The organism is Dickeya lacustris (assembly GCF_029635795.1).
Classification (GTDB): Bacteria; Pseudomonadota; Gammaproteobacteria; order Enterobacterales; family Enterobacteriaceae; genus Dickeya; species Dickeya lacustris.
Genome location: NZ_CP114280.1, coordinates 2,671,111 through 2,693,013, shown reverse-complemented (window position 1 = coordinate 2,693,013; position 21,903 = coordinate 2,671,111). Strand labels below are relative to the sequence as shown.

General features: G+C 50.1%; 20 protein-coding genes. 10 read left to right on the top strand and 10 right to left on the bottom strand.

The features are described from left to right. Positions 1–2 precede the first annotated feature (2 nt). On the top strand, positions 3–890 hold the full coding sequence (locus tag O1Q98_RS12215) for an HNH endonuclease family protein (RefSeq protein ID WP_125257830.1): 888 nt from the start codon (positions 3–5) through the stop codon (positions 888–890). Between the two features lie 91 nt (positions 891–981). Next, entirely contained in the window at positions 982–1,866 is an 885-nt protein-coding gene (locus tag O1Q98_RS12210) for an AEC family transporter (RefSeq protein WP_125257829.1), read from the top strand. Between the two features lie 132 nt (positions 1,867–1,998). On the opposite strand, the gene glyS is transcribed toward O1Q98_RS12210, so the two are convergent. The 3 genes from glyS to O1Q98_RS12195 form a co-directional block, all read right to left on the bottom strand. Beyond that, on the bottom strand, positions 1,999–4,068 hold the full coding sequence (gene glyS, locus O1Q98_RS12205) for a glycine--tRNA ligase subunit beta (protein WP_125257828.1): 2,070 nt from the start codon (positions 4,066–4,068) through the stop codon (positions 1,999–2,001). Positions 4,069–4,077: 9 nt separating this feature from the next. Then, positions 4,078–4,992, bottom strand: a complete 915-nt coding sequence (gene glyQ / locus O1Q98_RS12200) for a glycine--tRNA ligase subunit alpha (RefSeq protein ID WP_012767825.1) — start codon at positions 4,990–4,992, stop codon at positions 4,078–4,080. Between the two features lie 112 nt (positions 4,993–5,104). Next, the gene (locus O1Q98_RS12195; protein ID WP_125257827.1) at positions 5,105–5,911 is read right to left on the bottom strand and encodes a sulfite exporter TauE/SafE family protein; all 807 of its coding nucleotides are present in this window, start codon (positions 5,909–5,911) and stop codon (positions 5,105–5,107) included. A 225-nt stretch (positions 5,912–6,136) separates the two neighbouring features. Between O1Q98_RS12195 and O1Q98_RS12190 the strand changes: the two genes are divergently transcribed. Together O1Q98_RS12190 and O1Q98_RS12185 are read left to right on the top strand one after the other, a co-directional pair. After that, positions 6,137–6,697: a DNA-3-methyladenine glycosylase I gene (locus O1Q98_RS12190; RefSeq protein ID WP_125257826.1), complete on the top strand. Its 561-nt coding sequence runs from the start codon at positions 6,137–6,139 to the stop codon at positions 6,695–6,697. After that, complete coding sequence (locus O1Q98_RS12185) at positions 6,694–7,146, top strand: N-acetyltransferase (protein WP_035338962.1); 453 nt, start codon at positions 6,694–6,696, stop codon at positions 7,144–7,146. Before O1Q98_RS12190 ends, O1Q98_RS12185 begins: the two co-directional genes overlap by 4 nt. A gap of 71 nt (positions 7,147–7,217) precedes the next feature. Here O1Q98_RS12185 and O1Q98_RS12180 read toward each other — a convergent pair whose 3' ends face one another. The 6 genes from O1Q98_RS12180 to O1Q98_RS12155 are packed head-to-tail and all read right to left on the bottom strand — an operon-like array spanning position 7,218 to position 12,442. After that, on the bottom strand, positions 7,218–8,384 hold the full coding sequence (locus tag O1Q98_RS12180; RefSeq protein ID WP_125257825.1) for an ATP-binding protein: 1,167 nt from the start codon (positions 8,382–8,384) through the stop codon (positions 7,218–7,220). Continuing rightward, on the bottom strand, positions 8,381–9,055 hold the full coding sequence (locus O1Q98_RS12175; protein ID WP_278143751.1) for an ATP-grasp domain-containing protein: 675 nt from the start codon (positions 9,053–9,055) through the stop codon (positions 8,381–8,383). Before O1Q98_RS12175 ends, O1Q98_RS12180 begins: the two co-directional genes overlap by 4 nt. 37 nt (positions 9,056–9,092) lie before the next feature. Then, positions 9,093–9,650: an ATP-grasp domain-containing protein gene (locus O1Q98_RS12170; RefSeq protein ID WP_278141720.1), complete on the bottom strand. Its 558-nt coding sequence runs from the start codon at positions 9,648–9,650 to the stop codon at positions 9,093–9,095. Beyond that, positions 9,643–10,866, bottom strand: a complete 1,224-nt coding sequence (locus O1Q98_RS12165; protein ID WP_205744225.1) for an MFS transporter — start codon at positions 10,864–10,866, stop codon at positions 9,643–9,645. The genes O1Q98_RS12170 and O1Q98_RS12165 overlap by 8 nt, the downstream gene beginning before the upstream one ends. Before the next feature lie 18 nt (positions 10,867–10,884). Then, complete coding sequence (locus O1Q98_RS12160) at positions 10,885–11,967, bottom strand: thymidylate synthase (protein WP_240632690.1); 1,083 nt, start codon at positions 11,965–11,967, stop codon at positions 10,885–10,887. Beyond that, positions 11,957–12,442, bottom strand: coding sequence for a nucleoside 2-deoxyribosyltransferase (locus tag O1Q98_RS12155; protein WP_125257821.1), 486 nt, complete (start codon positions 12,440–12,442; stop codon positions 11,957–11,959). The genes O1Q98_RS12160 and O1Q98_RS12155 overlap by 11 nt, the downstream gene beginning before the upstream one ends. Before the next feature lie 283 nt (positions 12,443–12,725). On the opposite strand from O1Q98_RS12155, the gene O1Q98_RS12150 reads away from it, so the two are divergent. The 3 genes from O1Q98_RS12150 to O1Q98_RS12140 all read left to right on the top strand — a co-directional run bounded on the left by O1Q98_RS12150 (position 12,726) and on the right by O1Q98_RS12140 (position 15,243). Beyond that, positions 12,726–13,628, top strand: coding sequence for a LysR family transcriptional regulator (locus O1Q98_RS12150; protein ID WP_125257820.1), 903 nt, complete (start codon positions 12,726–12,728; stop codon positions 13,626–13,628). 193 nt (positions 13,629–13,821) lie between these two features. Then, positions 13,822–14,784, top strand: coding sequence for a glyoxylate/hydroxypyruvate reductase GhrB (gene ghrB, locus O1Q98_RS12145; protein WP_125257819.1), 963 nt, complete (start codon positions 13,822–13,824; stop codon positions 14,782–14,784). A gap of 60 nt (positions 14,785–14,844) precedes the next feature. Then, positions 14,845–15,243 (top strand): rhodanese-like domain-containing protein, encoded by a 399-nt coding sequence (locus O1Q98_RS12140; protein ID WP_035338958.1) that lies wholly within the window; start codon positions 14,845–14,847, stop codon positions 15,241–15,243. 68 nt (positions 15,244–15,311) lie between these two features. On the opposite strand, the gene O1Q98_RS12135 is transcribed toward O1Q98_RS12140, so the two are convergent. Continuing rightward, positions 15,312–16,520, bottom strand: a complete 1,209-nt coding sequence (locus O1Q98_RS12135) for an aldose 1-epimerase family protein (protein WP_125257818.1) — start codon at positions 16,518–16,520, stop codon at positions 15,312–15,314. 503 nt (positions 16,521–17,023) lie between these two features. Here O1Q98_RS12135 and lepA point away from each other — a divergent pair. The 3 genes from lepA to O1Q98_RS12120 all read left to right on the top strand — a co-directional run bounded on the left by lepA (position 17,024) and on the right by O1Q98_RS12120 (position 21,901). Further along, on the top strand, positions 17,024–18,823 hold the full coding sequence (gene lepA / locus O1Q98_RS12130) for a translation elongation factor 4 (protein WP_125257817.1): 1,800 nt from the start codon (positions 17,024–17,026) through the stop codon (positions 18,821–18,823). A 134-nt stretch (positions 18,824–18,957) separates the two neighbouring features. Continuing rightward, entirely contained in the window at positions 18,958–20,217 is a 1,260-nt protein-coding gene (locus O1Q98_RS12125) for a valine--pyruvate transaminase (RefSeq protein WP_125257816.1), read from the top strand. Between the two features lie 514 nt (positions 20,218–20,731). Next, positions 20,732–21,901 carry an alpha/beta hydrolase gene (locus tag O1Q98_RS12120; RefSeq protein WP_125257815.1) on the top strand — a complete coding sequence of 390 codons (1,170 nt, stop codon included), beginning with the start codon at positions 20,732–20,734 and terminating at the stop codon, positions 21,899–21,901. Positions 21,902–21,903: the final 2 nt, after the last annotated feature.

Sequence of the window (21,903 nt, the reverse complement as noted above, 5' to 3'; positions counted from 1 at the left end):
CGATGAGCCAGTTTCTGATTTCCGGCCTGACCGATTTTTTGCTGGTGGATAATTTTAATCAACTACGCTCTGCTATGCAGGCAGAGCTGGTGCCACCTATCGCTGAGTTGAAAATAAAAAAACTCGATATTGATGAAATTCTTGCCACCGTCGGTATGGATGTCACCATAGACGATATTATTTTTAATAAAAACGGCACCATCGATTATCACAATAAAAAAGTCATTCTGCATATTCGGGACATTGCATCATACGGTGACAGAGTCAGCCTGCCTAAATATCATTTAGCCAATTGCAGTAAGCTGCAAGAAATGTGGCAAAAGAACCACAGTAATCGATATGTTGTCGCCACAAGAAGCGATGGTATTTTTACCATAAAACGCGCGAATTCATCAGGAAAGGAATGGAACGCAGAGGAGGCAAGACTGGATGTTTGTAAACTTTGTCTTAATACACTCAACTGGAAAGGATATGCGTCAAAGTCTTACCAGGAAAAGAATCATATTTTTGAGCATTTTGATTTAAAAGAATTCTTTGAAAAATATCCCAACTCGGCTACTACATACAGACCTCAATATACCGATAAAGACGCACCAACCAATACCTATTCATCAGATTTTCATCTGATATCGAGCCAATTTCGGGAGGCGAAAAACTGGCACTGTGAAGCCTGTCATGCCGACCTCAGCGCAACGCGGCTGCGGCGCTTTTTGCATGTCCACCACCGTAATGGGCAGAAAAACGAGAATCAGCACAGCAACCTGCAAGCGCTCTGCATTGAATGCCATGCCCAACAGCCGAACCATGAACACATGCGCAGCCACCCGGACTTGAGCCTGTTTTTAAAAGAAAAGAGCGTGCTGACAGGCTGGCTGAAGGCAGCAACCTGACGCCGCGCTGTTATTATACCGACAACATCACACCACCAGGATTACACCGCCAGTCACGGGCGGCGGTGCGCCCCACCCACGGAGCCTCCCCATGTCGATAGCCATTTTCTCTCCGCTGCTTTATCTGCTGATAGGGTTTCTTGCCGGGCATACGCCGCTTGATATTAAAGGGCGCGCATCGGCGTTGCTGACAAAAATCGTTATTCCGCTGGTGATCATTTTTAATATTGCCACCCACCGCGCCGGGGTGTTCGTGATTATGCTGGGCATGATAATCATGATGGGGGTGATGTTGCTGGTCAGCCGTCTCCAGACCCGCGACCCGGTGCAAAACCTCTGTTTTTGCTACCTGAATATTGGCTGGCTGGGCTTGCCGGTAGCCGGGTCACTGTTTGGCGACGGCGCGGCGATGGTTATCATTGCCGCGTATGTCGGCAGCTCGCTGTTTGGTAATTCGGTTGGCGTGGGGTTGATGGCGCAAGGCCAACGCTGGCAAACCCGGGTACGCCAGACACTTCAGGCTCCGCCAGTGTGGGCGCTGGCCGTCGGGTTAGCGGCGATGCCACTGGCCCCCCAGCTTGAGGTGTACGGCAAACCGGCCTACGACGTGCTGAAATTTCTGATGAGCTTTCTCGGTATGGCGATTTTGGGCATCTGGCTATCTGCCACCACAATTCGCGCCGCCGATTTTCGCCGGGCGCTGTGGCCTTTTGCCTGCCGGGCCGGTGTGGTTTTCATGCTGGTCAGCGCCTTGATTGCGCTCTGCAAGCCTCTTGGCATCAGCCTGGTGATGGAGAATATGCCGACGCTCTATCTGCTGTGCTTACTGCCACCGGCGGCAAACATCATCGTGCTGGAAACGCATTACTTAAAAAGCGGCCGCTCCGCCAGCCTGATTGCCTGCGGCACGTGCCTGAGTATTGTCGCCATCGGGGTGTATGCGGCAGTGGTGCTGTGGCTGCGCCAGCTTGCATAAAAAACGGGGCCGCAGCCCCGTCAGTGTGATGCTTAACATCGCAATGTCATCATCACCGTTACAGTCACAATCACAGTCACAATCACCGTCATCGGCACCGGGCGGCGCAATACCACCCGGCTGACCGGAGGATTACTGCAACACCGAAATATCCGCCACTTTCAGGAACAGGTTGCGCAGTTCGTTGAGCAGCGTCAGACGGTTGATGCGCACCGGTTCATCATCGGCGTTAACCATCACCTTATCGAAGAAGTTGTCTACCGGCTCGCGCAGTTGCGCCAGTTCACCCAGCGCTTCCTGATAACGGCCTTCGGCAAACCACGGTGCCAGCTTGCTGGTGAGCGCAGTGACGTAGGTCGCCAGTTGGATCTCCTCGTTCTCTTTGAGCAACGCCGCCTGCACGCTGTCGTTCAGCGTTTCGGTGGATTTGGCCAGAATATTGGAGACGCGCTTGTTGGCGGCCGCCAGCGCAGCGGCTTGTTCCAGCGTGCGGAAATGGCTGACTGCTTTCACGCGGGCATCGAAATCCGCCGGGCGGGTCGGACGACGCGCCAGCACCGCCTGAATGGTATCCACGCTGTGACCTTCTTCCTGATACCAGGCGCGGAAGCGGCCCAGCATGAATTCAATCACATCGTCTACCACATTGGCGTTCGTCAGCTTGTCGCCGTACAAACGTACCGCTTCTTCGGTCAGGGTTTGCAAGTCCAGCGGCAGGCGTTTTTCCACGATAATGCGCAGTACGCCGAGCGCGGCACGGCGCAGCGCGAACGGGTCTTTATCGCCTTTCGGGTGCTGGCCGATGCCGAAAATCCCCGCCAGCGTGTCCATCTTGTCGGCGATCGCCAGCGCACAAGCCACCGGTGAAGACGGCAGTTCATCACCGGCAAAACGCGGCTGATACTGCTCGTTTAGCGCAATGGCCACGTCTTCGGCTTCGCCGTCGTGACGGGCGTAGTGCATCCCCATCACACCCTGGGTGTCGGTGAATTCAAACACCATGTTGGTCATCAGGTCACACTTGGAGAGCAGGCCCGCGCGTTTGGCGTGATTGACATCAGCGCCTATCTGCCCGGCGACCCAGCCGGTCAGTGCCGCGATACGGTCGGTTTTATTGCGCAGCGTGCCGAGCTGTTGCTGGAACAGCACGGTTTCCAGACGCGGCAGATGATCTTCCAGGCGTTTTTTGCGGTCGGTATTGAAAAAGAATTCGGCATCCGCCAGACGCGGGCGCACGACCTTTTCGTTGCCGGAGATAATCTGCTGCGGGTCTTTCGACTCGATGTTGGCAACAAAGATGAAGTTCGGCAGCAGCTTGCCGCTGTTGTCGTAAACCGGGAAGTATTTCTGGTCGCCTTTCATGGTGTACACCAGCGCTTGCGCCGGTACAGCCAGGAATTTCTCTTCGAATTTTGCCGTCAGCACCACCGGCCATTCCACCAGCGAGGTGACTTCTTCCAGCAGGCTGTCGCTCAAATCGGCATTGCCGCCAATCTTGCGCGCCGCGTCTTCGGCATCGGCTTTGATTTTGGCTTTACGCGCCTCGTAATCAGCGAGCACCTTGCCGCGCTCCAGCAGAATCTGCGGGTACTGGTCGGCGTTATCGATGGTGAATTCCGGCTCGCCCATAAAGCGGTGGCCACGAATCACGCGGGCGGAATCAATGCCCAGCACGGTGCCGGGGATCAGTTCATCGCCCAGCAGCAGCGTCACGGTGTGTACCGGGCGCACAAACTGGGTCTCTTTGTCGCCCCAGCGCATCAGTTTCGGGATAGGCAGCTTCGCCAGCGCGGTGCTGACCATGCCCGGCAGCAGCGTTTGCGCCGCTTCGCCTTTCACCTGCGCACGGAACAGCAGCCATTCGCCTTTGTCGGTGGTCAGGCGTTCAGCCTGCGCGACGGTGATGCCGCAACCGCGCGCCCAGCCTTCGGCCGCTTTGGTCGCGTTGCCTTCGGCATCAAACGCCTGCGCGATGGCCGGGCCGCGTTTTTCTACTTCTCTGTCCGGCTGGGAGGCACTTAAACCGGCCACTTTCAGCGCCAGACGGCGCGGCGCGGCGAACCAGTTGACCGACTGATAACCGAGCCCGGCGGCGTCCAGTTCAGCGGTAAAGTTGGCGGCAAACGCCTGTGCCAGGGTACGCAAAGCCTTCGGCGGCAGCTCTTCGGTGCCGATTTCCACCAAAAATGTTTTGTCTGTCATCGCGGCCTCTCAGCTCTGTTTACGGTTGCACATCGGGAAGCCCAGCGCCTCGCGGGAGGCATAGTAGGCTTCCGCCACCGCTTTGGTCAGGGTACGTATCCGCAGGATGTAGCGCTGACGTTCGGTTACGGAAATGGCTTTGCGCGCATCCAGCAGGTTAAAGCTGTGGGCGGCTTTCAGAATGCGCTCGTAGGCAGGCAGCGGCAGCGGTTTTTCCAGCGCCAGCAACTGCTGGGCTTCTTTTTCATACTGCTCAAAGCAGGTGAACAGGAAATCCACGTCAGCGTATTCGAAGTTGTAGGTGGACTGCTCCACTTCGTTTTGATGGAACACGTCGCCGTAGGTGGTTTTACCCAGCGGGCCGTCGCTCCATACCAGGTCGTAAACGCTATCCACGCCCTGAATGTACATCGCCAGACGTTCCAGGCCGTAGGTTATCTCGCCCGTCACCGGTTTACATTCCAGACCCCCGACCTGCTGGAAGTAGGTGAACTGGGTGACTTCCATGCCGTTCAGCCACACTTCCCAGCCCAGACCCCAGGCACCCAGCGTCGGGTTTTCCCAGTTATCTTCCACGAAACGAATGTCGTGAATGGTCGGGTCCATGCCCAGTTCTTTTAATGAGCCGAGGTACAGCTCCTGAATGTTGTCCGGCGACGGCTTGATGATCACCTGAAACTGGTAATAGTGTTGCAGGCGGTTGGGGTTTTCACCGTAGCGGCCATCGGTCGGACGGCGTGACGGCTGAACGTAAGCGGCGGCAATCGGCTCCGGGCCGAGCGCGCGCAGGCACGTCATAGGGTGAGAGGTGCCAGCACCGACTTCCATATCCAGCGGTTGGACGATGGTGCAGCCCTGACGCGCCCAGTAATCCTGTAACGTCAGGATCAGTCCCTGAAAGGTCTTGGTATCAAACTTTTGCATGTTGGATTCGCACGCGATACAAGTGGTTTTTACAATGAGGGCGTCAGTATACCCTCTGAGTGCAAGATATACAGCCAGAATGCGGCAACAACTTCAGCCGCCCGGCGGATGATTACTCGGCGAACACGGTTTGCAGCATTTTCAGGCTTAACAGCAACAACAGCCCGGCAAAGGCTTTTTTCAGCGTGGCAACCGGCAGACGATGCGCCAGCCGCGCGCCCACCGGCGCAGTAAAAAAGCTGACGCCGGAAATCAGCACCACCGCAGGCAGCGACACATAACCGAGACTAAACGCAGGCAGCCCGCTCGCCGACCAGCCATTCATCATATAGCCCAGCGCACCAGCGAGTGCGATCGGCAAGCCGACCGCCGCCGAGGTGCCAATCGCCTGCTGAATGCGCACGTTACACCAGCTCAAAAACGGCACGGTGAGCGAGCCGCCGCCAATCGCCACCAGCGCCGAAATACTGCCAATGGTCAACCCGGCCAGCGACAGCCCGGCCACGCCCGGTAACTGGCGGTTCGGCTTCGGTTTAATGTTCAGCACCATTTGCAGCGAGACGTAGGCCATAAAGCAGGAAAAGAAAATCGCCAGCGCCCGGGTCGGCAGCAGGGCGGCAAGCCAGGTGGCGATAAACGTACCGACCAGAATCGCCGGGGTGATACGCCAGACCACCGGCCACAGCACCGCCTGATGTTGATGGTGGGTGCGCAGGCTGGAAACCGCCGTCATCACTATCGCCGCCATCGAGGTGCCGAGCGCCAAATGCACCAGATGCGCCTTTTCCACGCCCTGCGCGGCAAACAGCGCCGTCAGCACCGGCACCATAATGCCACCGCCGCCAATGCCCAATAACCCGGCCATAAACCCCACCACAGCGCCCAACGCCAGATAAGCCAGAACCCACTCCATCCCCATGTGCTAATCCCCTGTCAGTTATCTCTATTTTTTATTTCAATCAGCGTGAACGCGCAGGCTTGTGCCATCGCCAGTTGCATCACAGGCCATCCGGGGGGATGATTTCCCCGCCGATGGCGCTGTCGCAACCACCGCGTGCGTCAATATCGCTTGTCTTCATCAATATCAACATCAATATCAACAATGTTGTTAGATAACAATCATGCTGTCGTCACGGGAGGAACCATGACACGCTGTGGCTGGGTAACGCAGGATGCCCTTTACCTTGACTATCATGACCACGAGTGGGGCAAACCCTGTACCGATGGGCGGGCGCTGTTCGAACTCCTGTGCCTGGAAGGGCAACAGGCCGGATTATCCTGGCTAACGGTGCTGAAAAAACGCCAGCACTACCGTCACTGCTTTCACGACTTTGACCCTCAGCGCGTCGCCGCCATGACCGAAGCGGATATCGACCGTCTGGTGCACGACGCCGGTATCATTCGCCATCGAGGAAAGATAACGGCGATTATTCGTAACGCCCGCGCTCTGCTGGCGATGCAGCAGCAAGGTGAGGATTTTGTCACCTTTATCTGGTCGTTTGTGCAGGGCCAGCCGCAGGTGAACCACCCGGCCACGCTTGCGGAGGTGCCAGCAAAAACCGCCGTGTCTGATGCGATGTCAAAAGCGCTGAAAAAGCGCGGTTTCACCTTCATCGGCTCGACCATCTGTTATGCGTTTATGCAGGCCGCCGGGCTGGTTAACGACCATGTCACCACCTGCTTTTGCCATGCCGAAACCGCATGATCCGCGCCTATCACACCGAAGACCTCGACACGCTGGTGCCACTGTGGCTGGAGAGCACCACGCGCGCGCACCCGTTTATCGCCCCCGGTTACTGGCAAGAGAGCGAGGAACTGGTGCGCAACCACTATTTGCCGCGCGCGCAAACCTGGGTATATGAAACTCAGCAGGGCATCGGCGGGTTTATCAGCGTGATGGATCAACGTTTTATCGGGGCGCTGTTTGTCCACCACTCGCTGTATGGCCACGGTGCCGGGGCAGCGCTGATGGCCCATGTTCAACAGCGTTTTCCGGTACTGAGCCTGGAGGTTTACCAGCAAAACCATCGCGCCTGCGCCTTTTACCGCAAACACGGTTTTATGACGGTACAGGAGAGCCAACAGGCCGACACTCAGGCTTGCTTACTGATGATGCACTGGCAGGATAGCAACCTGCTTTTCCCTGCGCGCTAACGCAACGGCTTGCAGTCTTGGCGCAGGTTGTCTGTTTTCTAACTCAGAAATTAAATATATTGATTGCAAAGTTAAGGTGTTAAATCTGCAAACTTTAAAAAATCATCAATAGATACAGAAGCACCCGAAACTATTACATTACGTGATTCATTACCATCAACAGAGATAATATTATTTCTGACAATTTTCAGATCGTTATTTGACTCCAATAGCGATATATATTTTTCGACATGAGTACCTCCTATCTGAATAGCAGAAAAATTACTTTTTCTATTTTCAAATATATGCCCACCCCATTGATTAGAAGAAATTAAATAAGTAGCCTCAAATGAGTTAACCCCACTTGCAGCAGAACTAAGGCAACTAATACCACTGATACGCGGATTTATCTCTAAAAAGTAAATATCATCCTTAGTAGTAATAAAATCGACACAACAAGCACCTGAAAAATCTAAGCACTCAAGAACATTAACAATTTTTTCTTTAATAGAAGCGCTTAATTGCCTACTGAAAAAATTGGGATGACATATTCTAACAGTATCAAAGTTAGAGCGAACGCCATCCCGGCTCTTTCCTGTGAGACAAGGTGGCTGAAAAAAATAACATCCAGGCACACCTATTATTTCAACACAGCCAAGATCACCATCTATGAACGATTCAGCGAGAATTGTTCTTTTATTATTTAAAGATAGCACTTCAACCAGTTCATTTAAATTATTAATAATTTCAACGCCATGCCCCATACAATCCCAGAGAGGTTTAATGACAATAGGGAAAGGAATGTGATTTAGAAGATTACACTCTATCTTTTCCTTCACCTCATTTCTTAATAATTCTCCCCTTGTAAATTCACGATCAAGAACTTCCCATTTAGGCGTAGGAAGTAAAAATTGCTCAAATAATATCTTAGTGGCTCGTTTATCTGAAAGTTTATATACAGAATTAAGAGGGCCCGGGATAGATTTTATTTTAGGAAATAGCGTTATATCTTCTATCGTACGTTCATTAGGAATAGACCATGACAAGATGCTATGAAAATCAGCATCGTTCTGCTCATTAACTTTAAGAATACTATCAATTGATCTTTTTCCACAGGGGCTTTCGCCCCTTGATTGATCTTGAAGAATAAGGACAGAGTCTGGATGTTCTCTTTTTATTCTATCCCACGCCATTTCAAGAAAAGGAGATGCTTGAGAAATATCAAGAGACCTCAAGCAAAGCTGAGAAAATGAGTTCATTCGATAAAAATCCTTGTACTATTTTCTAATTCTTCCATCGCGCCAACAATCGCATCTGCTGTGTCAGCAGATATAATAGTCCATCCTAAACGTTCAATATTTGTTGTTCCCGGTTGGACATGTGAATTTTCGACCACTGTAATCCGCGAATCAACTATCTTAGCGCTACTTAAAACTGAAGGGATATTAATTGAGACGAATTTCCCATCGATATTTGGCCGAATAAACTGAATAGCGGAAAAACAATACGGTTTAGCCGGAGAGAAATCTGTATGCAATTCACCAACAGCCTGTTTTACATAGATTTCCAAAGGATCCTCACCGGTCGATAATTTAACCAAGCGAGGAATATAATCGCCAGCCGGGCGTGAACAACTCTCAATAACTCGAGGCTCCCCATTTTTGTCTAGCTTAATTTCCGTATGACTAATTCCATTTGTAATACCCAGAGCCAAAGCTGCTTTTTCTGCTATGCCTAATATTTTATCCCGAAGTATATCTGAAATTGGCGCAGGAAAAATATGTCCAGTTTCGGCACGAGCCTTACCTGATGTGGTAAATTTCATTGTCACACCCCAAGGAAAATATCGACCAGAAATAGACAGCGCCTCTACACTAAATTCTTGCCCAGGGATATATTCTTGAACAAGAATTTCATTACTAAAAGGTATCCCATGTGGATATTCATGGGTCCATTGTGATGCATCTTTAAAAGCCTGTGAAAACTCTTCGCAAGAAATTCACAACGGAAACACCAAAAGATGCTGCATTTTCTGCTGGTTTTACAACAAGAGGATAATCTAGTTCCTCATAGGGAATATGAGTAAAATTACTGTCTGTTGTAAGAACAGCCTGTAATTCGGGTAGCGGACAAGTCTCCTTAGCTAATACCCTATACATCGTGTGTTTATTTCTTCTCGCTTTAGAGAGTGATGCATCTGGCCCACAAACATTTAGTTTTTCTGCTATTTCAGCAGCAACATCCGTCAAAAACTCCCAAGCAACAACCACCCCTGAAATACCTAAATCAGCTACTTCCTTAACTAAAAAATCTATCGCTTTTTTAGTGTCAGAAAAATCCGCAAATATTACTTCATCTATAAGATGAGTGTTTTTTATTAACGTTGATTTATATACATTTTCAGTTGTTACGACAATAGAGTGATATCCGAGAGCACAGGTAGCATTTAATAGTAACTCCCCCCCCATCCCAATCGGCTCAATTATTAATACTTTAATTTTTTCATTAAAAAACGAACTATCCATTTATATCTCTCTTAAATACTTTAAAACCGAATAAAAAAATAAACACCATGACTAAAATAAGAGCACTCCATGTAGCGTGCTTATTTATATCCATAAGCCAACCAATAATAGCTGGTGTCACAGTCATTCCTATCGACCACGTCATCTGAAAAGCGGCCATATAACTACCGTTATTAACCTTTGGTGCCAGATCAATACTCAGAAAATTTGCTGAAGGTGAAGAGATCATTTCTGCTATGCTGTAAATAACCATAGCCAAAACCATAATTGAAAACACCAGCACCTGATGCTGATTTATAATAAATCCAGCGCCCCAAAAAATCATGAATGATAAAATATTCAAAACATAAGACCATTTTATATTTAATATTGAATCATGATTTTTTGTCCATGAAGCAACGTGGGCACTTAATATTGAAACCATTGCCGTATTTAGAAAAATCAAAAACCCTGAAAAAAAAGGTGGTAAACCAAGCTGCTGGGTAGAGTAAATAACAATAACAAGAGGTATAACCATTGCCGAAAGAACCAAACCTAAGTTCACAAAAAGCAAACTTCTATATTTTCTATCAAATAAAACACTTTTAATAGTTGTGTTGTTTTTTTCGACATTATTACCATTAAAAACGCTTCCATCAGGCCTCCAGACCAATAATGTAATACATGAAAGAAAATAGAGTGATGCTGAGGCAAAAATAATAAAGAATAAGTTATCTATAGAATCGTTAGAAAATGCAAGAGAACTAATTATCGTTCCTAATCCCAATCCCACATTCCTGATGGATGAGATAAGTCCAAACCATATATGAATACCCTCACCTTTTGATGCAAGGGACACAAGCCCTCTATTACAGGTCCAAAAAATATGAGCACCAGCCTGAGTAAAAAACTGTGTCAACATGATAGTTAAGGGGTCTTTGGCGAAAATACATAATATAAATCCGCATCCACTAATAAAATCTCCTAATATGGATATTTTTTTAGGGCCTATTTTATCCAGTAATCGACCAATAAATACTGGTACAATCGATGACAGTGCTCTCCCCATTGCAATAGAAAATCCAATCGCTGACAAACTAAGATTTGTTGTTCTATTGAAATACACCATCATGAAGGCCATAACCAGTCCGCTACCTGTTGCGTTGAAAATGGTTGACGTAACAAAAAGCTTTGACCGATTAATATTTGGAACGGAGATGTTTAATATTTTTTTCACACAAAGACCCAAGTTAGATTAGCTGATTACATAATTATTAATGCAAGAATTCATGGAATGAAACGCTTGATAAAAGTCTGGTGATATATCTTTCACCCCATCAAAAACCATCGGTGATTTCCATTTTCGGCTAAGATATTCAATTGCAGCTATACGAAAATCAGATTGACCCAACTCATTGAGATAGCTGCTTGTAATATCTTTATCTATATTTAATTTTATAGCATTATATATTTTCATCAATATCGCTGAATTTCTAAAAAATGGATCTGATATTTCTTTGGCAATTATAGAAGCTTTATTAAACTCTCCACTTCTGGATAACTCCTCAGATTTAAAAAACAGTTCGAGAACATTATCCAGTTCATCCACAGTCGTCGTTATAACTGTTGGGTGTACACCACACTCATACATACTAATAGGCTTTTCTATCTGAGATATTTTTTTCGCTGTAGAATAATGACGACTATAGATATGAAATGTCCCTACATACCATGAGATATTACCAACACGCCACCCCATAGTTTTAGCAATAATCTCATGGAGCACACTCCATTCAAAAAAGTTAATGCCACTGAATCCCCAGATGGCATCATTTGCACGAACTGTGACATGTAAATCTAAACAACCGTTGCGTTGAATGAAATGAAGCCAGTTATTACACGGTACATCTTTTGTTTCCCGGTAATCACTTTCAGGGTCAAAAATACTTATGACTGCACGCTTGGTTAGAGGGTCTTCTTGAAACCGTTTAATGACACCTTGTAGCTGATCAACAGTCCCATTCCACTTTCTCAAACGCGGTCCATAGGCCGCGCGCCATGTTTTCAAATCATCAGAAAATTCAATTGCACGAGGAAGATAATTATCTAAAAATTCAAGATCGTTTCTTCCCGCTAAAACCCACATTGTTTCTGCAACTTGGGCAAAAACATTATTATTTCTCCCGGGAATAACAAGAAAACGTTCCGATGGCTTGGTAATTTTAGTTAGCGTTGAAAGAACTTCTATCTGCTCTTGATCGCGAGAGCCAACATGTGACCCATTTTTAAGAATATTATTCAGTGTACTAACTAGTGCTGTAGTAATATTACGATTCATCACTTAAATCAAATCCCATTTTTTTAAATTCATCTTCAATGATATTATAAGCATCTGATACTTCTTCGTATTCAAAATGGCGACAGCCATCACTCCCCGAGATCATCGCAGATACACTATTATTATTTTTCCTGTACAGAGTAATGACCGGTATACGCCAACCGATCGCTGTAGCAATTTCATACCCAACACCAAGGCTTGGTGTTGTAACCTCTGCTACCACCACATGAGAATGTCTAAGCCAATGTAAATCTCTATCGTGAATAAATTTATCACTCAAAAATGATTGCCCATTCACCGATAACTTATAATCACCAACATGCTCAGTAATAACAACTCCGTATTTTTTAAGTTTATCTATCAACTTGGCGTAAATTGGAACATCATCTCGACCGGCCCGAATTGATCCTGCAAAATAAATTATTAATGATTCATCAGAATTATCTGATGAAATCGTATGTATGACTTCGCCCATATAGATATCAACATCTCCTAATATATAACATTGCGATAACTGATTCTTAAAGAATTGGTAAACTCACATGGGATATAATTAATACCCACTGTTAGAAAAAGCCCATAAATCGGGATTTTATAATGTGAACATTTTCATAAAAAACTTTTAAGGTAAAATAAGGCAATAAAAATAGAATACTCAAACGTTTATTTTCTTTAAGATTAAATACTGGATGTAAGATTGTAAATATAAGTGTATGTACTTACACTGAGGAAAATTTGTCTTCAATACGTGGGGGAATATGGAGAGTTTGAGGGCGATAAACATCTTCGTTTACGCCGCTGAACTTCGCAGCTATGCAGCCGCTGGCAGGGTTCTTGGCGTTTCATCATCAGCTATCGCCAAAAGTGTAGCCAGACTCGAAGATGAGCTAGGTGTCAGGCTCTTCCACCGTACAACTCGCAGTATCGGGTTAACGGAGGAGGGAAGCGTTTTCTACGAGCGCTGTAAGCATATACTGGATGAAATTTGCGATGCCAGAGCAGTGATCTCTGAGATCAGATCACATCCAAAAGGAAAGCTCCGGGTTAATGTGCCACAGATTTTCGGTCATAGCCTCCTGATGCCGTTATTACCAAAATTTTTGCAAAAATTTCCTGATATTGAACTTGATATCGATTTTGAAGATCGTGTGGTTGATATTATTGCAGAAGGCATTGATGTCGCAGTGAGGAGTGGCGAACTTGCGGACAGTCGTTTGGTTGGCCGTAAAATCGGTGAGCAGCATTTTGTTGTTTGCGGCGATAAGAATTATTTTAAACACCATGGGCTGCCAAATACACCAATCGACTTATTGAATCACCACTGTATACATTTCAAATATCCATCAAACGGGCGTATTGCGACATGGTCTTTTAAATCACCATATACAAATTTAGAACTCCCCAGAAATCTTATTTTTAATAATACTCATGCTGGGCTAAGAGCTGCTACAGACGGATTAGGTATTGCCCATCTACCTGTCTACGTTGCCAAGCAGGCTATTAACGCCGGTTTACTTCGTCCAATCCTGGAAGAATTCATGGTGCCATTAGGAGCAATGTCCTTAATTTGGCCATCTAATCGACATCTGTCACCAAAAGTCAGAGCTTTTGCTGACTTCATTAGTCAAGAACTTATTTTAAGTGAAAATTATCTTAGCTAACGTAAAAAATTAAATTTATTACTCTATAAAAACATAGCTCAGTATTTAATTAAAAATTAATCAATGTATTACATCGTGATTCATTAATAAAAATATCATTCGTTATTTTCATCAAGAGATAACAGGCTTGCAGTCTTGGCGCAGGTTGCTCATGATGCCATTTCGCCTTTATCCCCCTCAGCCGGAGTGAACGATGAAACCTGACGTCATTCTCTACAAGCACATTCCTGAAGCGCTACAGCGCAAACTTGAACAGCATTTTACCGTTTCCGTATTTGACGGGCTGCCGCCGGTCGGCCACCCGCTACTGGCCCGCGCCGAGGGGCTTATTGGGGCTGGCTATACCGTCAGCCGCGAGTACCTGTCTCACCTGCCGCAATTACGCGCAGTGTCTACCGTGTCGGTCGGTTACGACAATATCGATGTCGAGGCGCTCAATGAAAAGAAAGCGCTACTGATGCACACCCCGACGGTGCTGACCGAAACCGTCGCCGATACCGTGCTGACCCTGATGCTGATGACCGCGCGCCGGGCGCTGGAATCCGCCGAGCGCGTCAAAGCCGGTGAGTGGACGGGTAACATCGGTGAAAGCTGGTTCGGCGTGGATGTCCACCACAAAACCCTCGGTATTTTGGGCATGGGGCGTATCGGGCTTGCGGTGGCGCAGCGCGCACATTTCGGCTTTGGCATGCCGGTGCTTTATCATGCGCGCCGCCACCATGAGGCGGCAGAGACCCGCTTTAACGCCCGTTACTGCGATCTTGATACCCTGCTGGCCGAATCGGATTTTCTGTGTATTACCCTGCCATTGACGCCGCAAACCCGCCACCTGATTGGCAAAGCGCAACTGGCGAAGATGAAGCCTGGCGCGATCCTCATCAACATCGGGCGTGGCCCGGTGGTGGATGAGCAGGCGCTGATTGAAGCCTTGACCGACGGCACGCTGCACGCCGCCGGGCTGGATGTGTTTGAGCAAGAGCCGCTCCCGGTGGACTCACCGCTGCTGGCGCTGCCCAATGTGGTCGCGCTGCCGCACATCGGCTCCGCCACCCACGAAACCCGCTACAACATGGCGGCCTGCGCGGTAGATAACCTGATAGCCGCCCTGACCGGCACGGTGACGGAGAATTGCGTGAATCCCGCTGTGCAGCATTGATACACGATTCTGGATACACGACACGGATAAATCATACCGACATAAAAATCAGGAGCACCGATGAGCTACGTAACTGAGACACCCGCTTTACCCTGCGAAGAAACCGCGCTGTATTTCCAGAACAAACTGGCGCTGGAAACCGACTGCGCCGATGTGCATCACGCCATCACCACGGGGGAAGTGGATTTTGTGTTGCTGCATGTCGTTGGCAGCCGCGACACCTTCAACCACAAACATCTGCCCGGTGCCATCCATCTGCCTCATCGTGAGATAACCCACGAAAAGCTGGCGGCCCTGCATCAAGGTAAACTGTTCGTGGTCTACTGCGCCGGGCCGCATTGCAATGGTGCGGATCAGGCGGCGTATAAAATCGCCCGTCTCGGTTTTCCGGTAAAAGTGATGATAGGCGGGATCACCGGCTGGGCTGACGAAGGCTTCGCCTTCGCGAGCGCCTCTTAAGCTGGCGATGCGTATACAGGCTGGCGCTGAACACCCGCCAGCCTGACGCTCCCGGTGAGGGGTAACTCTTATTCCACCGCGATCGGTTTTTCCGTCAGCGTGGTGGGGCGGTCGCCCTGAATCGATTTCACTTTTTCTTCGGTTTGCTGCACCGCCGCCGGGCTGCTTAACAGGCTGTAGGTCAGCTCAAACGTGGTGCTCTGGCCGGGTTGCAGTTTCTTCACCCGCCCTTGCTGGCGCTCAATCGTGACCGGGTAGGCGTAGCTGGTGCCGGGTTCAATGCCGGTGACATAGCCTTGCTTCTCGGTGTCGGTGTTTTTCCACAGCGTCAGCAACGGCAACTGCTGGGTATCAAACGCGATAGAAACGCCTTTATCACCCGCACGGTTAACCAGCGCAGCCAGCGTTTTACCGGCTTTATCCGCGTACGGCGTCATGTTGAATACCATTTCGTCGAAGCCTTTCGTTGGCCCTTTATAGCTTTGCCAGCTTTTCAGGCCTGCTTTGGCATAGTCGTTAAACGGTGAAATCTCTTTTACCGGTGCCAGGAAGCGCGCGCCCTCTTCCAGAATCGGGGTGCCGAAGTTGCTGTGATAGATAATCTGGTAGTCGCGCGGGTAGTCGGCTTTGTTGGTCAGCACATCATGAACGGTAAACGACTCGCTGCCCGGCACATAGCGCAGTTCCGTCCAGGTTTCGAGGTTGGATTTCTTGAAGCTGTTTTCTTTCAGCAAGCCGCGCACGGTGATGGTGTAGGGCGCTTTGTCGCTCACGTCCACCACCACTTTGGACGCAGGCGTATTCCCGGCGCGGCCATGCAGGGTGTAGATCATGCCGTCGCTGGTCACCGGGTGGCCTGTCCATTCGTAGCCACAGCGCACCATCATTTCATTAAAGCCTTCCAGCCAGCCCAGTCCGTTGCGCCCTTCCAGCGTGATGGTATTCGGGTTTACCACTTCATCGACCGGTGAATCCCACCCCAGGCGAATGTTTTTGCCCGTAACATGCAGCAAATCCATGCCGCGCGTCGGGCTCAGGGCAATTTGCAACCCGTTCGGGCTGGTAATGGTAACGACTTTGCTGCCTTCCTGACGGCCGCCGTGCAATACCTTTTGCTCAATGCTGAAGTGTGCATCTTTTATTTTCAGCGACTCGCTGCTGACCTGCCAGTTACCTTTCTCGGTGCTGCTTTCCACGTCCGTCAGCACGAAGGTCTGCGCCCCCAACTGCCAGGAAGCCAGCGCCAGTGCGATACCTATTGCCAGTTGTTTTTTCATCCGTTGCACCCTTTTAAGCTGAATTGATTAAGCTTGCGAAGACCAAGACTACAAACCCAACAGCAGAGAGACTGTGACTTCCCTCACCAGACGATAGAAATGGGTGTTTTTTGCGCTAAATCTGTCGCTCAAATCACAGAAAGCACAAAAATCATTGACGATTTTCAGCAAAAATAACGGTAAACGGCATCATTAGCTGACGAATTTCAGCTCATGTGGATTCAGGCGACGCCAGCCCTGAGAGAGAAGCTGAAAAACTTCAGCTACAAGAAACAGATAAAAAACGAGAAAAAACAGATTATTGCATCATAGCCCATCGGCACCCCGGCACCGCTGACTTGCCAGCCCCGACGCCCATGCTCTATCATCAGCCCCGGCTATTTACTTTTACATCGTTTGGTTGTTTCGCACGCTGAATCTTCAGCGTCGTTTCCTGTTGTTTGCCGTTTCCTGCACGGTTCGTGCGCCGAGAAAGGCAAACCATGATGTAAAAGGTCTTCGGTATGCACACTTCTCTGATTCGTAACTTCTGTATTATCGCCCACATTGATCACGGCAAATCGACGCTGGCTGACCGGATTATCGAGCTGACCGCGACGGTGGCCAAACGCGACATGCGTGAGCTGCTGCTGGATAGCATGGATATCGAGCGCGAGCGCGGCATCACCATCAAGCTGCAAACCGTGCGCATGAACTATCAGGATGCGCGTGGCCAGCATTATCAGTTCAATTTGGTGGACACCCCCGGGCACGTCGATTTCTCCGCCGAAGTCTCGCGCAGCCTGGCGGCTTGCGAAGGGGCAATACTGCTGGTCGATGCCACCCAAGGGGTACAGGCACAGACGCTGGCGCACCTCAGTCTGGCGCGCCAGCATGGTCTGACTATCCTGCCGGTACTCAATAAAATCGACAGCCCGCAGGCGGATGTCGTCAGCACCACCCGCCAGCTGGCGGCAATCCCTGAACTGGATATCAGCAACCTGCTGGCGGTGTCGGCAAAAACCGGGCAAGGCGTGGCCGAGGTGCTGGCGTTTATCGCCCGCCATTTTCCCGCGCCGCAAGGCCGGAACGACGCCCCGCTACGCGCGCTGGTGTTTGATTCGCACTACGATGTCTATCAGGGTGCCATCATGCATGTGCGTGTAGTCGATGGCGTTATCCGCCCCGGCGACACGCTCTGTTTTATGTCCTCAGGGCAGCGCGTTGACGTCAGTGAAACCGGGGCCTTTTTCCCCCAGCGCCAGCCGCTTACCCGGTTGCGAGACGGCGAAGTCGGCTATCTCACCGCTGGCCTGAAAGAGGCGGCGGCCATTCGGGTCGGCGATACGCTCACCCTGGCCGATGCCCCGGCGACAGCGCCCGTTGCACGCTATCAGGAGATGAAACCGATGGTGTTTTCCGGCCTGTATCCCGACGCCGATGACGACCTCAAGGGCCTGCGCAACGCCATCGGCAAACTCTCGCTTAACGATGCCGCGCTGCACATCACGCCCGAGGTTTCCGCGTCCCTCGGCGCGGGCTTTCGCTGCGGTTTTCTCGGCATGTTGCATCTGGACATTATCCGGGAGCGGTTAAAGCGGGAATACGGCATTTCCGTCATCGTCACCTCACCGAGCGTGGAATACCGGGTCACGCTGCATAACGGGCAGTGCCTGACGATTGATAACCCGGCGCACTTTCCCGGCGAAGAGACGCTGAAATGGGTAGAAGAGCCTTATGTGCGCTGCACGCTGCACACGCCCGATGACTATGTTGGCGCGCTGATGACCTTTTGCGCCGCGCGGCGCGGGGAGTTTATCGACATGCACTATCTCGATAACGGGCAGGTGGCGCTGAACTGGGATGTGCCGCTGTACGACATGGTGTTCGGCTTTTTCGATAAGCTGAAATCCCTGACGCAGGGCTACGCCACGCTCGATTACGCCTTTATTGGCTATCGGCGCGCCGACCTGGTGCGCTGCGACATTTACCTTGATAATCAAATAATTGATGCTTTTTCGTTTATCATCGCCCGGCAAAACGCCTGGGCGCGGGCCACGCAGATCGTCAACACGCTAAAGCAGGTGCTCCCGCGCAAGCTGTACCCCGTCCCGGCGCAAGCCAAAGTGGGCAACCGCGTGATTGCCCGTGAAGATATCCCGCCGCTGCGCAAAAGCGCGCTGGCGCAAGGGTTTCAGGGCAGCCTGTCGCAGAAACAGCGGCTTATTCGCAAGCAGCGCGAGAACAAGAAACATAATATCGGCTTTTCCAAACGGGATATCCCGCGCGAGGCGTTTATGGCGATTCTGGCCATTGAGGTTTAACGCCGAACGCGTGCCAATTGCGGGTAACGCCACTTGAGTTACCCGCTTAACAGCAACAGTTCCGATTGCACCGGATCTGCGCTCGCGTTAAGGTTGCGCCTTACCTGCGACCGACCAATAATTAATGACACCTTATGAATTTCTCTCGTTTCGGCAACAAATTTACCCGCCATTCCGGTATTACCCAGTTAATGGCTGACCTCAACGACGGGCTGCGTACCCCCGGAGCCATCATGCTCGGCGGCGGCAACCCGGCGCACATTCCCGCGATGGATGACTATTTTCAGCAACTGTGCGGCGACCTGCTGGCGCAAGGCACGCTGACAGACGCCTTGTGCAATTACGACGGCCCGCAGGGAAAAGACGCCCTGCTGCACTCGCTGGCAACGCTGTTGCGCGAAGAGTTGGGCTGGGAGATTGGCCCGCAGAATATCGCCCTGACCAACGGCAGCCAGAGCGCCTTTTTCTACCTGTTTAACCTGTTCGCCGGGCGCAATGACGCCGGGCAGCTCAAGCGCGTGCTGTTCCCGCTGGCCCCGGAATACATCGGTTATGCCGATTCGGGGCTCGATGAGGAGATGTTTGTCTCCGTGCGCCCGCAGATTGAACTGCTACCTGAAGGGCAGTTCAAATATCACGTTGATTTTGAAAAGCTGAACATTACCGATGACATCGGCATGATCTGCGTCTCCCGCCCGACCAACCCGACCGGCAACGTGCTGACCGACGACGAGGTGCAGCATCTGGATGCGCTGGCGCGCGAACACCAGATCCCGCTGGTTATCGACAATGCTTACGGCGTGCCCTTTCCCGGCATTATTTTCAGCGATGCCACACCGCTGTGGAACCCGAACACCATTCTGTGCATGAGCCTGTCCAAACTGGGGCTGCCGGGGGCGCGCTGCGGTATTGTGATTGCCGCAGAAAGCGTTATCGACGCCCTTGGCAACATGAACGGCATTGTCAGCCTGGCACCCGGCTCGATTGGCCCGGCGCTGGCCCACGAGATGATCCGGCGCGGCGACCTGCTGCGGCTCTCAAACGACGTGGTGCGCCCGTTCTACCGCCAGCGCGTAGAACACACCATTGCGATAATCCGCCGCTATCTGCCGCCGGAGGTGTGCCTTATCCACAAACCCGAAGGGGCGATTTTCCTGTGGCTGTGGTTAAAAGAGTTGCCCATCACCACCGATGAACTGTACCAGCGCCTGAAAAAACGCGGCGTACTGATGGTGCCCGGCCACTATTTCTTCCCCGGCCTGGAGCAAGAGTGGGAACACGCCCACCAGTGCCTGCGCATGAACTATGTGCCGGAGCCGGAGAAAATCGAGCAGGGCGTCGCTATTCTGGCCGACGAGATAGCCCGGGCGCGGCGTGAAGCCAGCCCGCGCTAAACACAACGGCCCTTTTCCTTGTCGGTTGTCGCTTGTCGCCGCACGCAGAAAAGGGCCGCAGTAGAGACAGCACAGAGAGCCGATCCAGCCAATATGCTCTATTCTTTACCCATTCATGCAACCGCCACGCCCGTTTACCCGGCGTAAATAAGGCATGGCATAAATATTCTGTGGAGTAAGAATGAAAATTCTCAGGCAAGATAAAGTCCGCTTTCTGATATATGCAGGAATCCTTCTTGTCATCATTGGAATAGCTGATGATCTTTATACAAAATCACTCTCTTATTTACATATCACCCTCCTTTTTTGCCTGATATTCGCACTGAGAAATTCAAATCGCTTAAAGAAATAAACCTCAGCATAACTTTTCTATAACCAGCATCGCCGGAATAACGCGTCCGGCGAAAAACACCTTTATCAAAAAACCGCCATAAAAACCGAACAAAAAAATTCATTAAAAACGCTGAGTGCGAGTGTTAAAATCATTTATCAATTACGCCAAAGGCGGCACGTTATGAAAGATTACTTGTCTATTGATGAACTTAATAAAACCTACCCCGTAGACGCATTTTCGCTGCCGAGTCGCGATAAAAAAGCCACTCTTAATGGCCAAATTAACTGGCCGAATACCGATAAACACAGCCCATCCATCGTATTGATGTGCCCTGGTTCCGGGCTTCATAATCGCGATTATCTTGTGGGTGAAAGTCATAGCAACAGTGATTTTGTTTTTTTAACTCTGGCGCAGGAACTGCTGGAGTCAGGGCTCGCCGTTGCCCGCTATGACTGCCGTGGCGTCAGCAGCCACCGGCGCGATGCCAGACTCAATCAACCCGAATTTATTGTAAAAAAAGACCTGGCTTTTCTTGAACATTTTATCGATGCTGATATTCGAGGCACCGTCACCCCACTTAGCCAATACGATGATATTTTCACAATTTATGATTATCTGACGCAATATACAGCCGCTGGTGATACCACAAATATCCTTCTTCTCGGCCACTCGGAAGGGTGCATGAATATTTCCCGGCTGATTAAACATTACCGCATCCGTCCACAGGGCGTGGTGTTAATCTCACCGCCGCTGCTTTCCATGCCAGATATCATGCAATGGCAGTTGTATGAAAGAGAGATAACGTGGCTTAAAAATATCCCCCACTCTAACGGCATCATTACATTCGACGATATAAAAAAAGGCTATGGAAATAGCCCGCACGCATTTATCAGCACTATCAGTAAAATTATTCCATATAAAGGGTTCTGGGATTATCACGACCTGGAGAACGCCCGCGCAGAAGGCATGAAAAATTTTACAGAGCAAAGCGCAGCAGCAATGGCCCAACACGACGATGACCCCTGGCCCGCGCCCGCACCGTTCACCCAATACGCTTATGCATGGTGGAAACAATTATTCGCGCCGGATGCTACCCCGGAACTGTTCAATTTAAAAAACACCACATTTCCCGTATCCATTTTCCTCGGCACCATGGATACGCAATTAGATAATCAAAAGCAGTATGCTTTTTTTATCGAGCACCGCCATGATTTCCCGAATATTGAAATATCTCTGCTGGAAGGGGTTGGCCATACCCTTGGCCTGCACGCGCTGATGGGGCCGATTGCTGATGAATGTATGGAAAAAATGATGCATTCCATTCATCGCATCACCGCCAATGACCGCTAAAG